The organism is Photobacterium sp. BZF1, from assembly GCF_014349205.1.
Lineage (GTDB): Bacteria > Pseudomonadota > Gammaproteobacteria > Enterobacterales > Vibrionaceae > Photobacterium.
The window spans coordinates 1-19,525 of the sequence record NZ_JACSOF010000123.1 but is presented as its reverse complement, the minus strand read 5'-3'; the positions used below and the strand labels follow the sequence as shown (position 1 = coordinate 19,525).

Below are 19,525 nucleotides of genomic sequence, written 5' to 3'. Positions count from 1 at the left end.
GTTCCGGGGTCAGGGTTTGCGACAGGCGCAATGGATCCGGCTGCTTGTTATCAGGTACGGTGGCCGTTTTAGTGGCCGGCCTTGCGATTACCTGCTGCTGGCGACTGGCACTGGCTGCTGCCGAGCGAAGATCATTTACCTGAGAAACCATGTGTTTTCCATCAATCGAAAAATACCCTGCCGAGCTGCCCGGCAGGGTAAGAGTTACATAATACTAAATAGCGACAGACTAGCCGTTTTGACATAGGTTGATTGGGTTGCCTGCAAGGCCAACAAGTAATTGTTGTATTGCACCATGGCATCGGCGTAATCAAGGTCTTCAAGTTGGCCTATCAGGTCATTGTTGAAGAGCTCAACCTCGCTGTGGCCGTCCTGCATGGTGGTCAAGGCATTCTGGCGGCTACCCAGGCTTGTCACCGTACCCGAGACTGCCTGCATGGTATCATCCAACACATCAAGGCTGCGCTCGATAATATCACTGCCTGACATATCGAAGTCCGGGTCACGCAGCGCGCCAATCAGTTCATCAAGTTGGTTGAAAATATCAGTTCCGCCTGAGAAGAACATATCCTGGGCATTGACGTTGAGCTGGATAGTCACACCATCACCGACGACGACTTCACGGATACCGGTATCCCCTTGGTAAATCCAGTTACCTTCTTCATCTTTGACCAGCGGCTGGGTATTAACTTCGTTACCCGCAAAGATGTATTTGCCATTTTCATCCTTGGAATTGACCAAGCTCACCAAGCTATCTTGCAAATGCTCAAGCTCGTTGGCCATCGCCGCCAATTCATCTGGGCCATTGGCACCGTTACCGGCCCACAGCATCAGATCGCGCATTTGATGCAGCACATCAACCGCACTGCTAAGGTAAGTTTCCTGCTTTTTCAGCGCCATGTCCGCTTGATCGATATTGCCCTGATATTGGCTGATCGCCGCCTGCTCACGCTTTAGGTTCATCACCCGGCTAGATGCCATCGGGTCGTCAGAAGGCACCAACAAGCGCTTGCCGGTCGCCATCTGCTGCATGATTTTATTGATGCCCAAGGAATTCTGGCTCAGGCTGCCAGACATCATCTGGCTGTATTGATTAGTACTTACACGCATCAAAGGTTCCTTAGAATAACTGCATAACAGAGGCAAACATCTGGTTTGAAGCGTTGATCACCTGCATATTGGCTTGATAAGCCTGCTGGTACATCATCAGGCTCACCGCTTCCTCATCCAGGTTGACGCCACTGGTGGCAGACTTTTCAATCGTCGCCTGCAGGTAGATGTTGCTGGCCGCGTCGTGATCGGACTGGGCCTGGCGGCTTTTAACGGCAATATCACTCAATAAGGAATTAAACGCACTACCCAATGTCTGGCTACCTAGATCACCAATTTCGAACTCTTGATCTTTAATCTCAATCAGTTTCAGCAAGTTATCGGTATTACCCGGCGTGCCGTCACCAGATAAGGCCAAGTCCTCTGGTTTGAAGTCCGGGTTGATCGACAAGGTGGCTGCTGGGTTTTCCGGATCGAATACGAACAGCGGTTTACCGGGTTCGCCATTGAGGTCAAAGCCCTGAGCCAACTGGTCGTTGAAAGCCTGGGCAAACTCAAAAGCGATATCGTTAATGGCTTCTTGGGTTGGCACCAGCACATCACGCTCGTACTCAATCAAGGCGCCCAGTTTGCCGCCCATATCGTCATCAATTGGGAAGCTCTGGCCGTTCAACTCCAGTGACAACACATCGCTTCGCGGATTATTCGGATCAGATTCAAGGTTAAACTGAGCCACCTGATTGCCCATCACCAACGGCTGGCCATTTGGCAGGGCAATGTTCAACGTACCATCACCGGCATCGGTAATACGCACGTCAACAATTTCGGACAGTTCAGCAATCAGGACATCACGCTCATCCTGCAACGCTGACGTATTTGCCCCAGACGCCTCACCCTTGCGGATTTCTTCATTGAGCTTGCCGATATTCGACAACAAGCTATTAGCCTGAGAAACTGCACTGCTGCGCTGCTGGGACAAATCATCGTACTGACCATCTAGCGAACTACTTAGCTGGTTGAAACGGTTACCCAGCGCTTCCGCCTCACTGATGATCAGCGAGCGGTGGGCTGAGCCATAAGGCGAGACGCTGGCACCATTAAGGGCAGAGAAAAAGCTGTCAAACCCCTGGCTCAGATCCATCGAATCACCGGACAGCAGCGTCTCTAGCCGCTTGAGTTGCTGGGCAGACGTCGAGGCGGCTCCCAGCATTGAGCCGGCACGGAAGATCTGGTTGGTCTGGTACTGATCCGTCACGCGGCGGATAGCATTGACCGATACCCCGTTACCCGCATCTTTCATGCTCATGCTGGTTGAGCCGACGGCAGATAGCTGTACCTGCTGGCGGCTGTAGCCCGGGGTATTGATATTGGCTACGTTCTGGGCCGTGACATTCATGCCCACTTGGCTTGCCTGTAGTCCAGACAAGCCGATATTCATTAAACTCATGCGTTAGTGCCCTCACGGTTGAAATGCAGCAAAGACTGGCTAAATGCGCTGCCCGCGAGCGGACCTTGCTCTGCCTTACCTGAAGTTAAAGCGACCTCGTTGCTGGCATCCTTAAACCCTTCTTCACCACCGAGTTGACGGACAATGACTTCCGCCAACCCAAGCTGGCTTTTCGACATTTCAATGGCGATTTGGCCATCGAAAAACTCTTGGTAGGTTTTGTGTTCACGGCTGCCAAACAGGGCGTTGTCATCATCGGCATTGAGGGCTTCGCTCGCTTTGCGCATTTGCTTGAGCACCATCTGCAAAAACAGGGACTCAAACTGCTCGGCTACTGTCTGGATTGCCTGCTGCTGATCACCACTCGCCTTGAGTTCAGCTAACTGGCGGCTATCAAATGTGGTCACCGTTCCGGTATGGGGGTTGGTTGCTATCCGGCTGGTTGCCATTGGCTGCAGCGCCATGGCATCAACCGGTAAAACTGTTACTGTCATTGCTTGTCCTTAAATCACGACCAGCTCGGCATCCAGTGCACCGGATGAATGGAGTGCCTGCAAAATGGCAATCAGGTCGTCGGGAGAGGCGCCTAGGCTGTTTACTGCTGAAACAATCGTTTCCAGCTCAACCCCTTCCGGCCAGATAAACATCGGGTTTGTCTCATGGTTGATATTCAAATCAGACTCTGGCGTCACAACCGTATTACCGCCACCAAAGGCGTTCGGCTGGCTAACATTGAACGACTCGGCAATTGTCACTGTCAGGTTTCCGTGGCTAACAGCTGCACGGCCAATACGTACACCGTTACCGACAACAACGGTACCGGTACGGCTGTTGAAGACGACCCTTGCGCGCTGGCGGCCAATATCGACGGTCATATCTTCCAGCATCGACATGAAAATTACCCGCTGCTCAAAATCCTTCGGTGCAGATACTTCGACTCTGGCATTGCTAACCGCCACCGCAGTATCCGGGCCGAAAGTGTCATCAATCTGGCGTGAGATATTACGCGCGGTAGTGAAGTTCGGGCGCAGCAGGTTCAACGTTACTTTCGGTTGGGTGGAAAAGTCCGAAGGGATTTCTTCCTCAACTATTGCCCCGCCCGGAATGCGCCCTGTAGTTGGTACATTGACGGTAATACTGGAGCCTGAGCGGCCTTCGGCTTTCACACCAGCCACAACTAGGCTCCCTTGGGCAACGGCGTAAATCTGGCCATCAATAGCACGAAGCGGCGTCATGACCAGACTGCCCCCGCGCAGGCTCTTAGCATCACCAATCGATGACACCGTGACATCGATAGTCTGCCCCGGCCCCGCTAAAGGCGGAATTGATGCATGTACGCTTACCGCAGCGACGTTACGCAATTTCGGGTCGATATTATCCGGCAGCTGCAAGCCAAACTGGCGCAGCATGTTGGTAACCGACTGGCTGGTGAATTTCACCTGGTTGCGATCACCCGTGCCATCGAGACCAACCACGAGGCCATAGCCTATCAACTGGTTGTCCCTCAGCCCTTGGATATCCACGAGGTCAATCAAGTGACGCTCATTGGTTTCGGCACTGGCTGTATCGACAAACATGAAAGGCACCACTAATACCGACAGTAAAATGAAAAGTTGCTTAAACATAATGCCTCGTTAGAGTGGGAACAGCGGATTGACAAACAGCTTGGTCAACCAGCCAGCTTCGTTGGCATCGGCCAGTACACCGCTTTGCGAATAGGCTATGCGGGCATCACCGACTCGCTGGGAGGAGATCTGATTACCGTTGTCGATATCGTCGACCCGCACCAGACCATCAAGACGGATAAACTCATCACCTTGGTTGAGGCGAATCCATTTTTCCCCCTTGATCCGCAGCACGCCATTTGGCAGCACTTCGTGCACCATGACCGTAATCGAGCCACTCAAGGAGTTGCGCTGCGAGCTGGCCGAGCTACCGCGAAAATCACGCTCACCCGAGATATCAGCCCCGGCACTGCCACTGTTTGAGTTGCTCGAGAAGCTGCCCATCAGGCCACCACTGGCATTCTTGCCAAAGTTGGTATTGGCCTGCTTGCTCGAGCGGGTATCTTCATCCAGCGAGACGGTCAGCATGTCGCCGACCCGGTAGGCGCGGCGGTCCTGGAACAAGGTCCACATATAACCGTCACGGTAAACCGAGCCACTACGGGCATCCGGCAGGGAGTAGTCGAGCATCGGCGGCGCGTAGTCCAAATCATCCGGTGCAGGGCGCTCATCAATCAAGGAGGGGGTCGACGAGCAACCGGCCAGGAGCATAGCAGCCAGCCATGCCCCCAGACGTCTAACGGTGTTCACTTTTGTCAATCCGGCCATAAGTTACAGTACCTGAGAAACGTACTGCAGCATTTCGTCAGCAGAAGACAGTGCCTTGGCATTCATCTCGTAGCCGCGCTGGGTGGTGATCATATCGACCATTTCTTCCACCACCTGGACGTTAGACCCTTCCAGCACACCTTGCTTGAGTTGGCCAAAGGCACCTTCACCGGCAATACCATCAATGATCTCGCCACTTGAGGCGGTTGCGCGGAACAGGTTTCCGCCCATCGCTTCAAGGCCGGCCGGATTGATAAAGTTAGCCAAGGTGATCTGGCCAATTTCCTGCGGCATATCGTCGTTGGCAATCTTGACCGACACGATACCATCACTGCCGATAGTGATCGTTTCGGCATCTTCCGGTACCTGGATTTGCTGCGCCAGCGGCAAGCCCTGGGTGTTGACCAGCAGGCCGTCTGAGTTCAGGTGGAACTGGCCATTACGGGTAAAAGCCTGTTCACCGTCCGGGGTTTCCAGCTCAAAGAAGCCTTTACCATCAATGGCGACATCCAAACTCTGGTTAGTGGTTTGGTACATGCCCTCAGTGAAGACCTTCTGGGTACCAACGACACGAACCCCCGACCCAAGCTGGATACCGGTAGGCAGTTCATTGATTTCATCGGCCATCGCCCCCGGCTGGCGCTGGATTTGATAGAACAGATCTTCAAACGCGACACGGTCGCGTTTGTAGCCAACCGTGTTGACGTTGGCTAAGTTATTGGAAATGGTCGCCATCTTGGTGTCCTGGGCGGCCAAACCGGTTTTACTGATCCATAGTGCTGCGTTCATCTCTTATCCTTACGCTCTGATCAGGCGGTTGCCTGCTTCTGCAATTTTTTCTGCGGTCTGCATCATTTTCAGCTGCATCTCAAAGTTGCGGCTCAGCTGCATTGAAGCCACCATTTCCTCAACGGCCACCACGTTACTCTGCTCCAAAAAGCCCGACACCATCATCACGGTCTCGTCGTCATTGAGCGGCTCACGGTCATTGGTTACAAAAAGGCCGTTTTCCAGCTTGCCCAGCTCTTGCACCTCGGGATTAACCAACTTGAGGCGGGCAACTTCCACCGCCAGCACTTCCCCTTCAGGTACAATATTGATCAGGCCGTTATCGCCAAACTCGATGCTGCTATAAAGCGGGACATTCACCACATCACCGCCGTCTGCCAATACCGGCAACCCGCCAATGTGCAGGTCACCCTCATCGGTGCGCTCAATGGCGCCCGAGCGGGTGTAAGCCTCATCGCCATCGGGTAACTGGACGGTAAAAAAGCCATCACCACGAATAGCCAGGTCAAGCTCACGCCCTGTTGTTTGTAGCTCTGCGGCATCAAAACGGGTGCCTGCCGACTGGGCCTGGACCATGGTGCGGCTGTCAAAACCATTGCCCTGCACGGCATACGCCTGGGCGCGTTCCATGTCTGCACGGAAGCCATGGGTATTGATATTGGCTAGGTTATTGGCGCGTACCTGCTGGGCATTGAATACCCGCCCCGCCCCGCTTGCTGCGGTATAAATCAAACGATCCACACTAGTGCCCTTACATGTTGAACAGCACTTGGGTTAGCTGCTGCTGGGTGGACAAAGACTGGGCATTGGCCTGGTAGTTACGCTGGGCTGTCATCAAGCCGACCAATTCGCCGGTCAGGTCAACGTTTGATTCTTCGATGTAACCAGAATAAAGACCCCCCAGCGTACCTGTACCCGGTACACCAATCAGTGGCTGGCCCGATGCCTGAGTCGCTGTCCAACCGGTGTTACCGGTCTGCATCAAGCCGCCCGTATTCGGGAAATCAGCCAGTACCACCTGCCCCTGAAGCATTTGCTCACCATTGCTGTAGTTGGCGAAAACCATGCCTTCATCGTCGATAGAAATACCTGTCAGCTCACCGGCAGTGTGACCGTTGCTGCGGTTGGTTGATACGGCAAATTCACTACCAAACTGGGTCGTACCCGACATAGAAAGGGCAATATTCATCTCTGCAGCGCCTTCTGGGGCAAACGTCAGGTTGATGTTGCCTGTTGGTTCTACCAACTTACCGCTTTCGTCAAATTCCAATACCTGGCCGGATTCATCTTCCATGACTTCACCGTTCATGGCGTAATGCACTTCCCACTCGTTTTCACCGGTTTTTACGAAGTACTGAGTCAGGGTGTGTTCGTTACCCAAAGAGTCATATACCGTTGTGGTGTAGGAAGAGTTGAAGCTGTTGCTGTCCTCTGGATCAAACGGGATACGATCACCGTTTTCATCAACAATCTCTGAAGCACCTGCATCTAGGTTCGCTTGGAAATCAACACGGTCTGTGGCTTTTGCAGCGACTGAACCCGTTGAAACCTGCAGATCGCCAACAGAACCTGTCTGTAAGTTACCGTTGCCATCTGTGGTGTAGCCTTGCAAGCGCAAGCCTGCACTGTTGACCAGATAATTATCTTTGTCTTGCTGGAACATACCGGCACGGGTGTAAGTGTAACTGCCGTCTTCACCCTGCAGGACAAACATGCCATTACCACCGATGGCTAGGTCGGTAGTGCGGCCTGTCATCGTGAAGCCACCTTCATTGAATGACTGGGATAGGCTGGCCAATTCAACACCACCGCCCATGCCACCGTTCATCAGTGCCGCAAATTCGGCACGGGATGATTTGAAACCAACGGTTGATACGTTAGCGATGTTGTTACTGATAGTGTTCAATTCCTGAGAGGTGGTATTCAAACCACTCATTGCAATGTTAAAGCTCATTCTATTCTTCTCTTGCTAACCTAGTTTTTGCGGGCCGCTAGCGGCGGCCAGCCAACGTAAATAAAGGAGTGGGTTCGGTGCCGTTATTGCCACCACTGTTTGATTCGCCATACTGGTTGACGTTGAAGAAAGGTACATAACCGACGCCACCAATCAGGAACTCCGGTGAGCCGCCGCCCGGCGGAATACGCATTTTCTCGATAGTACCTGCCACCATGACATCCGGCTTGTAGTCGGCATCGCTGGTGACCACCGCCAGATCGTACTGGCCGTCTTTCAGCCCCAGAGCCTCAGGGTCAATCACAAAGGCCACTTCGCCCTCGCCATTGGCACCTAACTCAATGGTTTCAACCAGTTCGCCAGCGTCATTACGGATTTCCACTTTGAGATCATCAACCTGGCTATCTAGCTCAATGACGGCATCCAGCGGGTTGCCTTCCAACTCCAAAGTGTCGGTGGTCACGCGGACGTCTTGGCCTACCATGCCGGCGGTAGTTAGCACCTGGATGTTATCCAGCAGTACCATCTGGTTAACCACGGTATTGTTCATATTCTGCATGGTCTCGACCTGGGTCATCTGCGCCAACTGAGTCATAAACTGGGTAGTATCCAGCGGATCTAACGGAGTCTGGTTCTGGATCTGGGCAATCATCAACGTCAGGAAGGTGTTGTCCTGCTGGCCGTTGCTGGCAATCGGGTCTTGCCCGCTGTTTGTAGTCGCACCGCCGCTATTGGTGACATATGGAGTACTCATCACGCCCCCTTACTGGCCTAGCTTCAACAAACCCTGCTGCATGCTGCGCGCACGCCCCAGGACATCAACACTGGTTTCAAAGCTGCGTGAAGCCGACATCATATCTGCCATTTCCGACACCACATCCACGTTGGGATAGAACACATAGCCGTCGGCATCAGCGATCGGGTTACCCGGCTCGTACCGGCGGTCAAGCTCCCCTTCGACAGGCACGACATCCATGATTTGAACGCGGGCCCCGGCTCGCTGGTTAGCCTGGAACTGGCTGTTTTCGTACACAGTGGCAAACACCGGCTTATGGCTGCGGTACGTTCCTGCTTCCGTGGTTGAGCCGGCATCAGCATTGGCCAAGTTACTGGCAATGGTATTAAGGCGCATGGTTTGGGCAGTCATAGCCGAACCTGCGATTTGGTAAATTTCACTAAATGACATAACGGTTACTGTCCTTGAATAGCTGTCGCTAGCCCTTGGAATTTCATGTTCAAAAAAGTCAGGCTGGTTTCGAAATCCATCGCGTTCTGGGCGTAATGGGCCTGCTCTACCCCCAATTCAACGGTATTGCCGTCCATTGTATTGTTGTAAGGATTACGGAACTGCAGTGCTGGGGACGTTTGCGACTGAACCTGGCCGTATTGGCGCTGCTGCGCTTCAACGGAGGCAATAGCAGCCTGAAAATCAAAATCGCGTGCTTTGAACCCCGGAGTGTCGACATTAGCCAGGTTACCCGCCAGCACCTTGGCACGCTCGGTACGAAGGTTTAAAGTGTGCGGGTGAATGCCGAGGGCCTTGTCAAAGTTGATTCCCATTTGGTGTCCTTGATTGCAAGAATTTTAATATCTGGACTGTCACTAACAATTACCATGCCAACTTTTAAGGCGCTGATTTAAAACAAAATAAAATACAAACCCTGCGCTAGCGGAAGCGCTACTTCCGCCATAGGAAGATAGGCGGAAACAGCAAAGCGGAAGCCATTCCGCACCAAGGACAAACATGATGGAACACACCAAATGGTAAACTTGACCCGAGACGCACGAGCTGTGGTTTTTATCGCTCTACTGCTGATATTGGCTGTAGCCCACCCCGTTGCTGCGGCCCGAGCCACTGAGGACGAACCCAGACATACCAGCGCCGAGAGCCAAATACATATCCAGGTCACCAGCACCATTGAGCAAGAGATAAAGCGCGCAGCGGTGCAGCACCATTGGCCACCAGCGCAACCCGATATTTCGCTGAGGCTACCGGGCGGAAGCCGGCGGCTTGGGGAATGCCGCTCTCCGTTAGATATCGAGCGCATCGACCGGCGCCGCTACCCTGCCGGCCGCCTGCGTTTTTCGGCCCGTTGCAACCAGCCCGAATCATGGCAGATCACCGTACAGGCCGATGTCAGCATCACAGCACCGGTTGCTTTTGCTGCCAAGACCCTCAGCAAGGACGCCGTTATCACCGACGGTGACATTGTTCTGGAGCCAACGGATATTGCCACCATCAACCGTGAGTTCTTCGCTTCAAAGCAGGACTATCTTGGCTTGCGTGCCCTGAGGCAAATCCGTCGCGGCCAGCAGCTTTCTCCCTCGCACCTAAGCCCGGCCTATGTCGTTTCTGCCGGAGACAGTGTGATCATCCAAGCCAGCAGCGGGCAGTTCAGTGCCAACATGCAGGGGACAGCCCTCGAAGGCGGGTACGAAGAGCAACAGATACGGGTGAGGAACAACAGTTCCGGCAAGGTGATCCAGGCAACGGTAGCCAGGCCAGGGCTGGTCACCACGCTTTTCTAATTTGATTTAATCTCTCAGCCGGCTTGGTCGTTTAACCAAAGTATCGGAGAAGAAGTCAGGAGAACTGCCATGATCGAGTCAACTAAAGCAGGTTTGCAGCTAGCCACTGCGGCTCAGAGCCAACCTCAGAAAACACCAGAAGCAAGTAGCAAAGACATATCAACCTCACCTAAGCCGGTCGCTTCTGTGACCAAGCCAAGTGCCGATGTCAGCCCGCAGGCCCAGAGTCTGGATAACCTCCAGCAGGAGCTGAAGCGTATTCCCGATGTGGACATGACAAAGGTCAATGAAATCCGCACCTTGCTTGCCAGTGGCAATTACGAGGTCGACCTCGATGGCCTGGCTGCCAGCATCCGCGGTGCGCATCGTCGCGATTAATTCAGGACGAGATAGATTACACGACGGAAGTTGAATACCATGAGCCAAAAACCCGCATCAGTGATCAAGGCATTTGTCCAGGATATCAATCTTGATCTGGCTGATTACCAAAAGCTCCATCAATTGTTGAAGGTGCAGCACCACAATATGCTGCACCGCAACAGCGAAAAACTCACTGCGATGACTGGGCCACACCAAAAGCTAATAGCCCAATTACAACAGCGCGCTGATCACCGAAGCTGGTTGCTGGGACAACTTGGTATGGAAAGCTCACCGGACAGTGTCAACCGCCTGATCTCTGCCCTTCCGAACCAGTACCGCCAACCTGTCGACCATAAATGGTGTGAGCTAAAAGACCTCGTTAACAGCTGTATGGAGCAAAATGACCGCAACAGCCGCCTGCTCAGTATGCAGCAGGAAATACTCGGCCAGGTCCTGCACCAAGAAAGTGAAGCAACGTACCAACCGCTTTAGCTCCTAGCAGATCAAATAAAACAAAAACGCCACAGCAGATGCTGTGGCGTTGTTCGTTAATTCAGTATCACCATCCTCTATCAATAATTAGCCTGGATGAACCGCTGCATTGCCATTTCATCCATCAGCTTTTGCTCGCTTCTCGCTAACTGTCTTTCGTGATGCTGACGGCGCTTATCAATCACACTATCAAGGCTTTTCACTTTCACGTGCTGTTGGGTAACATGCTGTTTTAGACTAGCCTCTTCAGCCTTTGACAGAGCCAAAGTCTGGCTCTGGATTTCTGCTAGATGTTTAAGGTGATCACGAAGGGCAAAGCGGTTATTCCAAGCCAGTGCCGTTTCACCGGCAACCACCTGGCATGAGTCATACAGCTCCCCGAGTTGCTCAAGCTTTTGCAAATGGTTGGCACTGTCTAGCTGTTTTTGCTGGTACTGCTGGCCGAGCTTTTCCAACTCGCCCTGCCTAATCTGGCGGAACCTATCCAGTGCCTGCGGGTGCTTAGCCAAGGTTCAGCTCCTGTATCAATTGTTGCATCTGGTTATTTACCGTTTGCCAATCTGCGCTTTCATCCATCTCCTGCTGCAGAAAAGCCACCAGTTTAGGATAGGCGACCACTGCCTGATCCATTTCCGGATCATTGCCCGGCTGATAGCCACCAAGCGGGATCAGCTCACGCACTTCTTGATAACGGCTGTAAAGTTGCTTGAAGCGCATCGCATAACGGAGTTGCTCCTTGCCCACGACCTGAGGCATAGTCCGCGAGATAGACTGGGAGATATCAATCGCCGGATAGTGCCCGGCCTCTGCCAACTGGCGGCTCAAGACCACGTGGCCATCGAGGATTGCACGGGCGCTGTCTGCAATAGGATCCTGCTGATCGTCCCCTTCAGCCAACACCGTATAAATTGCACTCATACTGCCCTGCTGCGAGGCGCTGTTACCAGCCCGCTCAACCAATTGCGGTAGCATACTAAAGACCGACGGCGGATAGCCCTTGGTGGCCGGTGGCTCCCCCAATGCCAGTGCGATTTCACGTTGTGCCATGGCAAAACGGGTCAACGAGTCCATCAGCAACAGCACATCCTTGCCCTGATCACGGTAGTACTCCGCAACCCGGTGACAAAGCTGGGAGGCCCGCAGACGCATCAATGGTGACTCATCGGCCGGGGCCGCAATAACGACAGCCCGAGCCAGCCCTTCAGGGCCCAAGGAATGCTCGATAAATTCCTTCACCTCACGACCACGCTCGCCAATCAAACCAACCACTACCACATCAGCACTGGTCTGGCGGGTGATCATCCCGAGCAACACACTTTTACCGACACCGCTACCAGCAAACAAACCAATTCGCTGCCCCTTGCCCAGGGTCAGTAAACTATTCATCGCCCGGATACCGACATCCAGCGCACCATCAATCGGGCGCCGCGACATCGGGTTAATATTTTCGCTATCAAGGCTAATATCATCTTGGCCTAGCACTGGCCCCAAGCGGTCAAGCGGCTCACCAAGGCCATTGAGTACCCGGCCAAGCCACTGCGGGCCGATACGGAGTTGGCTTTCGCCTTCGAGCGGCCACACCTTGGCCCCAGAAAACAACCCGGATGCATTACCAACCGGCATTAGGTAAGCCACCTCGCGGTTGAAGCCGACAGTTTGCGCTTCTATCTTAGTACCGTTGCCGGTTTCCACCAGGCAACGCTGGCCGGTAAGCAAACGACACCCCACCGCTTCTAGCATCAGCCCAGTGACTTTCACCAGCCTCCCGGTAACTTTCGCCACCGGGACCGAATCGAGTGAAGCCAGGGCTTGTTCCAGGCGGTAATCGATTATGTTACTCATGATACCTGTCTAACTTCCCCATTTTTCTCTTGCTCAGAGACCTGGCTTGATTCAACGGCAACTTGCTCATCGAGCAGGTGGGCTTTAACGGCTGACATACAGGTATCAAGCCGTTGCTCACAACCGGCATCGGCTTCGGCATTCTTGGTCACGACACGGCATTCACCTTGGCGCAGGGTGTCATCGCAGACAATGTTCCATTCGTCAATTTTATCGCTCGCGACTTTCTCCAGATGGGTGAACTCCTCCCGCGCCATTTTGACCTTCAAGCCCTGCGGCTCGCCCGGCAGGCTCTCGAGGGTTTCCTCCACCAAAGCCATGATCTGTTGCGGTTGCAGTGCCAGCTCACAGCGGATCACTTGCTGCGCAACTTTCTGAACCAATTCGCAGACCTGCTCTCGCTGGCGGCGTTCGTGGTCGGCAAACAACTCGGCGGTTTGCTGGTGCATCAGGGCAAAAGGGGCCGTGGCCTTGATAAACTGGGCCTTGCCTTCCTCAATCCCTTGCTTTATACCCTGTTCACAGCCTTGCTGGATACCCTGTTCAAAACCCTGCTGCTGCCCCTGCTCAATACCCTGCTGCAGGCCCTCTTCATGACCCCGGGTCATCCCCTGTTGAAACCCTTGGTTGAACTGGGCCTGGAAATCCTCCTGCTGGCGCGGCTCAGGAACCGGGTCAAGCACCGGCTCCTCCCCTGCTCCTGTCATTGTCCGGGAATCTTGCAGCAAGCGGGCATCTTCACTCAACTCATCAAGGCCAAAGTCGTCCATAGCCAGATTATCGAAGCCCAATTCATCTATATCAAACTCCTCGCCCAGTCCTAGGTCTGCATCAAAATCACTGCTCGGCCCAGCCCCCGGCGCATTTTCCGGTTGCTGACTATGCGTTGACCCCGCAGCCTGAGCCATGGCCTCTGCATCGACCAACGGCGGAAAGCGATGACTACGGAACTGGCTAGGCTGTAACCGCATGATTCTATTTCGTCTAAACATGGCTATTCCACCGTCGTTTCTTGGTAAAGCTGCAGACTAATCACCTTAGATTCATTGAGCTCGCGGACGTAATCCATGATCTCCGCGCGGGCTTCCTGTACCTGGCGCACCGACACTTTGCCAAGCTGGGCGATTTCTGTTTCCATCGACTGCTGCATACGGCGTGGCAAGATCGCGAGCAGCGATTTGCGCATGGCGGAGTCTGCCCCTTTCAGTGCCATGGCTAGCAGATCCGTTGGCAACTCTTCCAGAATACGTAGGCGAACGGCTTCAGGCTGGCGGGTAAGGATAGAGAACTCGTACATCTTGTTCTTGAGGCGGTCAGCCAGATCTGTATCGTGCTCTTCAAGCGCTGTCATCAGGGCCATCTGATCACCGGTGAAGCGGTTGATGATATCGGCTACCTGCTTCTCTCCTTCGATCACCGCACTTGAGTTTTCAGCCAAGTACTCGATACAGCGGTCTACCAAGTCCTGCAGTTCCACAGCCACTTCACGACTGACTTCAGTCAATACCGCAATACGGCGAAGTACGTCTTTCTGCTGCTCCGCCGGCAACTCGACAAGTACCAGCGAGGCAATATCCGGTGGCAGGAAGGCAATAAATACCGCCTGCATCTGGATATGCTCGTTCATCAGGAACTTGGCAAGGTGCTTGGGTTCGATCCATTGCAGTCGCTGCATCGTGGTACGGATCTCATCGCCGTATATCGTATCCAGCAGGTTACGGGCCAAACGGCCACCCAGCGCTTTATCCAAGGTACGTTGCAAGAAGGTTCGTGATGCCCCGCTGATCCCTGACTGGGCACGGAACTCTTCAAAAAAGCCCTGCAGCACGAAGCGCGCCTCGATACTGCGGATCGCGGGCTGCTTGGCCATGGCATGGCTGACCTTGAGCAATTCGTCCCGTGACATATGGCGCATTACCTGCGAAGCCGACTCTTCTCCCATGCTAAGCAACAAAATTGCCGTCTGCTCCATCGGGTCTAGCAGTACATCACCGTCTGCCAGGTGGCTAAAATTACTTAGACTCATTGCTGTTCACCCACTTTTTGATCACTTCTGCGACACGCTCTGGTTCAATTTCGGTCAATTTTTGCAGGTGCTTGACCTGCACTTCCAGCTCAGAGCCAGGTGGCGGTAAGGTAGACAAATCAAACTCGGCTTCGGTAGCAGGCTGTGGCTCACTCTCCTCGGCCATCATGCCCCCTTGGGCAATCGAGTCTAACAAGGCATCTGCCAGATCCTGCTCGCTGCCGCCTGAAGGAATACTAACCGGCTTATATTCGCTCGCCGGTTCAGCGGCTGGCAGCTCTTCGTCGGCAACAAGCTCAACACTGCCTTCAGGTGTTGCTGCTAATGCCGTGGTCACTGGTGCCGGGCGCTGTAGCGCTTTGACCAACGGGCGAAGCACCAGCACGATAAATGACAAACCGAGCAACGCATAAACACCGTACTTAGCCAGTAACAGCAACTGCTGATCGTGCCACCATGGGGTATCAACCGGCGCGGTGTCTATCGCACGGGCAAAGTTGAATGCATGTAGGCTGAACTGGTCGCCTCGTTCGGCGACATATCCGACGGAATCTTTAACCATTTGGGCTATTTGCTCCAATTGTACTTGTTGCCAACCTTGTTCATGAACATCGTCGTTGAGCAACACTGAGACTGATAACATTTCTATACCGCCCTGGGCATGGCGGGTATGGCGGATCTTGCGGCCAACATCATATTGGCGGCTGAGCTCGGCACGCTCATTACGGGTTTCATTGCTGGCTGGGCCTTCATCCCCTGTGGGCTGATTGCTCAGTGCCCCCGGGATCCCCATTGCCAACTGGCCCTGGGTCTGATCCTGCTTGGTAAATTCGGTCCGCAAAACCGGGTCGCTATCGACAGACTCGTGGGTCTCTTCGATTTGGTCGAAATTCAATGTTGCCGCAACCTGGACCCGGAAGTTCCCAACGCCCAGCAAGGGGGCTAACATATCGCCGGCCCGGCGTACGATGTCACGCTCGACCCGTTGCTGAAGTTCATGGAATCGTACATTGACTTGGGACTGCTGCCCCATTGCCAGATCGGCACTCAACAGGTTGCCGTACTGATCCACCACCGACACAGCATCCGCCGCCATGCCAGTAATACTTCCGCTAACCAAATTCACTATCGCTTCAACTTGGGGTTGATCGAGTTGCATCCCTGGCTCGAGCTCCAGCATTACCGCCGCCGACGGCTTCTCCTCGTTGATACCAACAAACAAGGTACGGTTAGGGATCGCTAAATGCACCCGAGCATGGTTGACGGCACGGATAGCCAGGATAGTTCGGGCTAGCTCACCCTCTAGTCCCTGACGGTAGCGAGCGTTCTCAATAAACTGGCTAGTGCCAAGGCCGGAACTGCGGTCGAGAATTTCCAACCCTTCTGGCAATTTGGCTTTCACACCACGGGCTGCCAAGGTGATCCGAGCATCAGCCAAGCGGTTGGCCGGCACCATGATCTGACCGGTTTCGTTATCAAGCTGGAACTGGATTTTTTCCTGCTCAAGCACCGATAGGATCTCGCTGTTGTCGTAACGCTCCTGGGTGCCATAAAGGGGTTTATACGGGCTGCTCTGGGTCCACATCACCACGACGATAAATAGCGATACCATTACTGCCAGTGCAGTAATAAGCGCCACGTTCTTATACTTTCCATCCAAACGCTGTTGGATTTTTTCTTTGTATGACAGCCACTTGTTAGATGGCGCCTGTTCTGGATTTTCAGCTACTGTTGTACTCATTTTCTTCTCACTACAGAGGCATCTTCAGTACATCGTCATAGGCAGCCAAGAGCTTGTTCCTTACCTGTGTCAATGCTGAAAAAGAAATACTGGCTTTCTGGCTGGCGACCATTGCACCAACCAAGTCATCGGAGCGGCCGGCATCCACATCTGCCGTCAGTTGATGGGCAAAATGCTGTTGGTTATCGACCCGGCGCACAGCCTGTTGCATGGCAGTCTGGAAGTTGCCCGTAGGCGGATGCGAGGTATTCACAGCAATCTGATTGCCGGTTTGGGCTTGTTCCCGCATCACAGACATGCGTTGCAACATCTCGTTCTGCATCATTGAGGTCTGATTCGACATAGTGTGCTTTCCTTACGCCGCGGAGCTTGATTGGTGAATGTATGAATCGATGTTGATCCCCTGCTCGCGCATGGCGGCGATCTTGTATCGCAGTGCACGGGTTGACATCCCGAGGGCCTGTGCCGTGTCATTTCGTTTGCCCTTGAAGCGGGCTAAGGTGTCGAGGATAAATTGCTGCTCGGCATTCTTGCGGCTTTGCTTGAGGGCTTGCTTGGCATCTTCCACCACCTCGGTAATTGCCCCCTCAACCATGGTGCTAAGCATGTCATTGAGCATCAAGTCCTGCGCCGTGATCCAATGGCCATGGCGCATCACTAAGGCACGCTGCACGGTATTCTCCAATTCACGAATATTGCCCGGCCAGTTGTAGTGCAGCAGGGCCTGCTGTGCTTCGTTGGACAGGCTGCAAGAGTCCGAACATCCCGCATTGAGCTTGCGGATAAAATGCTCAGCTAGTGGCAAGATATCTTCCTTCCGCTCACGCAGCGGTGGCCACTGCAACGGCAAGACATCCAGGCGGTAATAAAGATCCTGACGGAATTGGCGCTCGGCAACCGCTTGCTGCAGATCAACATTGGTTGCAGCAATGATCCGAATATCAAGCGCAATCGAGCGGTGGCTACCAAGGCGTTCGACCTGGCGCTCCTGAAGCACGCGCAATAGCTTGGCCTGCAGCGCAGGCGGCATTTCGCCAATCTCATCTAACAGCAGGGTGCCGCCATTGGCCTCTTCGAACTTGCCGGCCTGGCTTTGGGTCGCACCGGTAAATGCGCCTTTGGTATGGCCGAACAGTACGGCTTCCAACATACTCTCTGGGATCGCCGCACAGTTAATCGCCACGAACGGCCCCTCACTACGCGGGGAGTGTTCGTGGACATACCGTGCCAATACCTCCTTGCCGGTACCTGATTCGCCGGTGATCAATACCGTCGCATCGGTCTGGGCTGCACGGTGGGCCATTTGCAGCACCTGCAAGCTGCGCCGACTGGTTGCAACTACTTCACGCTTCGGCGACTGCACAATTTGGTTACGCTTCATCAATGCCGTGATCTGCTCGGGCTGATAAGGCTGCAACAGGTAATCATCCGCTCCCGCCTGCATGGCATCGCTGGCCAGTTTGCTCTGCTGGTAATCGACGATGGCAACAACCGTCCCGCCAGCCGTCACCTGTTTGGCGCGGCGGATAATTGATAGCATGTCCATATCTACCAGGTTGTCGGCAACAAACAGCAAGCTGTCTGGTTGTGCCCGCAATTTCGCCAAAGCATCGACCGCTGAAGAGGCATTGCAGACCTTATAACCTTCCGCGCTCAATAACTTGATAGCTGCCGCGACCTGGACCAGGCAACGGTGGGCAAAGATCACATTACCCTTATTCATACATCCCCCTTGACCAAACGTAACTGCACCCGGCGGTTTTGCTGGTTGGCACTATCCCCCGTCCCTTGCTGGGCAGGGTAACGTTGGCCATGGGCACGTAGCTGGATCAGGTTACGGTCAACACCCAACGCAACTAACTCATCGGCAACAGCCTGGGCCCGCTGGCGCGACAACCATAAATTGTCCAGTGACTTACCAGTAAGATCGGTATGGCCATCGATCAGCAAGGCGCTGATTTCGCGGTCGTAGCGAATATAGCGGGCGATATCACCAAGCATCTTTCGTTGTCCGGAACTGATCCGGCTTTCGCTGCTGGCAAACAGGAAGGTATTGTCTCTGGCCTGTTCATAGCCCACCGGTAACATCTGTGCCAGGCAGGACTTGAATGCCTGGTAGGCGGGGGCAAAACTGACCGACGGAATATCCCAACGTTTGGTTTCTTGGTGCTGGTTATAGCTGACCGATATCTGGCCCCATGCCCCTTTTTCCATTTTATTTAGCAGATAATGAAGTGATTCTGTCCCGCTAAAAGTCAGCCCATGCTGACCCTGTTCCTTACCCTGCAGTAATTCCCGCAGAGGCTTATTTTGCTCCCACGGCGAATAATTGACGCTTAACGAAACCTTATCGACAAAATAAGGACGCTGGCTACTGGTAAAGGAAACCAAATATGGCTGAGCTGAGTTTGCAATAAACGCTACACTGCCATCGAACTTAAGTTCCTTTGCTAATTTGCAAGAAAAGCGATCTCCTGAGAATTGCCAATCCACTTTATCTAATGGTGATTGAATAATTGTTGCATCTACATCATTTGATAAAAAAACTAACAAAGAAAGCACTGCGGTTGATTTGATTGCTTTCATATTGAACAAATTGCCTAACTGGTAAAAATTATTTATTTTCGCACTGGGGAAACAACGAGAAAAATAATGCTTGCACGCATGTCTTTATTAATATCTAATTTACTTATATGCAACAAGACACGTCTAATATTATATTTGTCAATAAAGCAAGGCATTGTGGGTGGATATTAGGCAGCATTTAATTGATTTACTAGGCAGTAATTTATCCTATTTATTTTGCTTGGCTTAAGATCACAGTTTAATATTTGCTTACAACTAAACGATGACAACAAACATAAAACAACCCAAACCACAAACAACCCTAAAATTAACAAAAGCAAAACAATCAAGCCGAAAAAACATGCACACCCGCACATTTATAAGACAATCTAAAAAT

22 protein-coding genes are annotated in these 19,525 nt (G+C 53.1%); 3 read left to right on the top strand and 19 right to left on the bottom strand.

The window, feature by feature from the left end:
• Positions 1-204: 204 nt before the first annotated feature.
• Genes flgL through flgB form a run of 11 tightly spaced genes read right to left on the bottom strand, consistent with a single transcriptional unit; the run spans position 205 to position 9,133 of the window.
• Positions 205-1,110 carry a flagellar hook-associated protein FlgL gene (flgL, locus tag BIZ37_RS22455; protein ID WP_187463416.1) on the bottom strand — a complete coding sequence of 302 codons (906 nt, stop codon included), beginning with the start codon at positions 1,108-1,110 and terminating at the stop codon, positions 205-207.
• Positions 1,111-1,120: 10 nt separating this feature from the next.
• Positions 1,121-2,497, bottom strand: coding sequence for a flagellar hook-associated protein FlgK (gene flgK / locus BIZ37_RS22450; RefSeq protein ID WP_187463415.1), 1,377 nt, complete (start codon positions 2,495-2,497; stop codon positions 1,121-1,123).
• Complete coding sequence (locus BIZ37_RS22445) at positions 2,494-2,991, bottom strand: rod-binding protein (protein WP_187463414.1); 498 nt, start codon at positions 2,989-2,991, stop codon at positions 2,494-2,496. Before BIZ37_RS22445 ends, flgK begins: the two co-directional genes overlap by 4 nt.
• A 9-nt stretch (positions 2,992-3,000) precedes the next feature.
• Entirely contained in the window at positions 3,001-4,122 is a 1,122-nt protein-coding gene (locus BIZ37_RS22440) for a flagellar basal body P-ring protein FlgI (protein WP_187463413.1), read from the bottom strand.
• A 9-nt stretch (positions 4,123-4,131) separates the two neighbouring features.
• Entirely contained in the window at positions 4,132-4,830 is a 699-nt protein-coding gene (flgH, locus tag BIZ37_RS22435) for a flagellar basal body L-ring protein FlgH (protein ID WP_187463412.1), read from the bottom strand.
• 3 nt (positions 4,831-4,833) lie between these two features.
• The gene (gene flgG / locus BIZ37_RS22430) at positions 4,834-5,619 is read right to left on the bottom strand and encodes a flagellar basal-body rod protein FlgG (protein WP_187463411.1); all 786 of its coding nucleotides are present in this window, start codon (positions 5,617-5,619) and stop codon (positions 4,834-4,836) included.
• A 9-nt stretch (positions 5,620-5,628) separates the two neighbouring features.
• Complete coding sequence (locus BIZ37_RS22425; RefSeq protein ID WP_187463410.1) at positions 5,629-6,360, bottom strand: flagellar basal body rod protein FlgF; 732 nt, start codon at positions 6,358-6,360, stop codon at positions 5,629-5,631.
• 10 nt (positions 6,361-6,370) lie between these two features.
• Positions 6,371-7,573 (bottom strand): flagellar hook protein FlgE, encoded by a 1,203-nt coding sequence (gene flgE, locus BIZ37_RS22420; protein WP_187463409.1) that lies wholly within the window; start codon positions 7,571-7,573, stop codon positions 6,371-6,373.
• A gap of 37 nt (positions 7,574-7,610) precedes the next feature.
• Positions 7,611-8,327 (bottom strand): flagellar hook capping FlgD N-terminal domain-containing protein, encoded by a 717-nt coding sequence (locus BIZ37_RS22415; RefSeq protein WP_187463408.1) that lies wholly within the window; start codon positions 8,325-8,327, stop codon positions 7,611-7,613.
• A 9-nt stretch (positions 8,328-8,336) separates the two neighbouring features.
• Positions 8,337-8,759 carry a flagellar basal body rod protein FlgC gene (gene flgC / locus BIZ37_RS22410; RefSeq protein ID WP_187463407.1) on the bottom strand — a complete coding sequence of 141 codons (423 nt, stop codon included), beginning with the start codon at positions 8,757-8,759 and terminating at the stop codon, positions 8,337-8,339.
• 5 nt (positions 8,760-8,764) lie between these two features.
• Entirely contained in the window at positions 8,765-9,133 is a 369-nt protein-coding gene (flgB, locus tag BIZ37_RS22405; RefSeq protein WP_107300630.1) for a flagellar basal body rod protein FlgB, read from the bottom strand.
• Positions 9,134-9,334: 201 nt separating this feature from the next.
• Between flgB and flgA the strand changes: the two genes are divergently transcribed.
• The 3 genes from flgA (at position 9,335) to flgN (ending at position 10,954) form a co-directional block, all read left to right on the top strand.
• On the top strand, positions 9,335-10,102 hold the full coding sequence (gene flgA / locus BIZ37_RS22400) for a flagellar basal body P-ring formation chaperone FlgA (protein ID WP_187463406.1): 768 nt from the start codon (positions 9,335-9,337) through the stop codon (positions 10,100-10,102).
• 69 nt (positions 10,103-10,171) lie between these two features.
• The gene (gene flgM, locus BIZ37_RS22395) at positions 10,172-10,480 is read left to right on the top strand and encodes a flagellar biosynthesis anti-sigma factor FlgM (RefSeq protein ID WP_187463405.1); all 309 of its coding nucleotides are present in this window, start codon (positions 10,172-10,174) and stop codon (positions 10,478-10,480) included.
• A 39-nt stretch (positions 10,481-10,519) separates the two neighbouring features.
• Complete coding sequence (gene flgN / locus BIZ37_RS22390) at positions 10,520-10,954, top strand: flagellar export chaperone FlgN (RefSeq protein ID WP_187463404.1); 435 nt, start codon at positions 10,520-10,522, stop codon at positions 10,952-10,954.
• A gap of 80 nt (positions 10,955-11,034) precedes the next feature.
• On the opposite strand, the gene BIZ37_RS22385 is transcribed toward flgN, so the two are convergent.
• Genes BIZ37_RS22385 through BIZ37_RS22350 form a run of 8 tightly spaced genes read right to left on the bottom strand, consistent with a single transcriptional unit; the run spans position 11,035 to position 19,149 of the window.
• Entirely contained in the window at positions 11,035-11,463 is a 429-nt protein-coding gene (locus BIZ37_RS22385) for a flagellar export protein FliJ (RefSeq protein WP_187463403.1), read from the bottom strand.
• Positions 11,456-12,796 carry a flagellar protein export ATPase FliI gene (fliI, locus tag BIZ37_RS22380; RefSeq protein ID WP_187463402.1) on the bottom strand — a complete coding sequence of 447 codons (1,341 nt, stop codon included), beginning with the start codon at positions 12,794-12,796 and terminating at the stop codon, positions 11,456-11,458. The genes BIZ37_RS22385 and fliI overlap by 8 nt, the downstream gene beginning before the upstream one ends.
• Positions 12,793-13,767 (bottom strand): flagellar assembly protein FliH, encoded by a 975-nt coding sequence (gene fliH, locus BIZ37_RS22375; protein WP_222939781.1) that lies wholly within the window; start codon positions 13,765-13,767, stop codon positions 12,793-12,795. The genes fliI and fliH overlap by 4 nt, the downstream gene beginning before the upstream one ends.
• A 23-nt stretch (positions 13,768-13,790) precedes the next feature.
• Positions 13,791-14,822, bottom strand: a complete 1,032-nt coding sequence (locus BIZ37_RS22370) for a FliG C-terminal domain-containing protein (RefSeq protein ID WP_187463400.1) — start codon at positions 14,820-14,822, stop codon at positions 13,791-13,793.
• Positions 14,809-16,563: a flagellar basal-body MS-ring/collar protein FliF gene (fliF, locus tag BIZ37_RS22365; protein ID WP_187463399.1), complete on the bottom strand. Its 1,755-nt coding sequence runs from the start codon at positions 16,561-16,563 to the stop codon at positions 14,809-14,811. Before fliF ends, BIZ37_RS22370 begins: the two co-directional genes overlap by 14 nt.
• A 10-nt stretch (positions 16,564-16,573) precedes the next feature.
• Positions 16,574-16,906 carry a flagellar hook-basal body complex protein FliE gene (gene fliE / locus BIZ37_RS22360; protein ID WP_187463398.1) on the bottom strand — a complete coding sequence of 111 codons (333 nt, stop codon included), beginning with the start codon at positions 16,904-16,906 and terminating at the stop codon, positions 16,574-16,576.
• Between the two features lie 12 nt (positions 16,907-16,918).
• Complete coding sequence (locus BIZ37_RS22355) at positions 16,919-18,286, bottom strand: sigma-54 dependent transcriptional regulator (RefSeq protein ID WP_187463397.1); 1,368 nt, start codon at positions 18,284-18,286, stop codon at positions 16,919-16,921.
• Entirely contained in the window at positions 18,283-19,149 is an 867-nt protein-coding gene (locus tag BIZ37_RS22350) for an OmpA family protein (RefSeq protein ID WP_187463396.1), read from the bottom strand. The genes BIZ37_RS22355 and BIZ37_RS22350 overlap by 4 nt, the downstream gene beginning before the upstream one ends.
• Positions 19,150-19,525 lie beyond the last annotated feature (376 nt).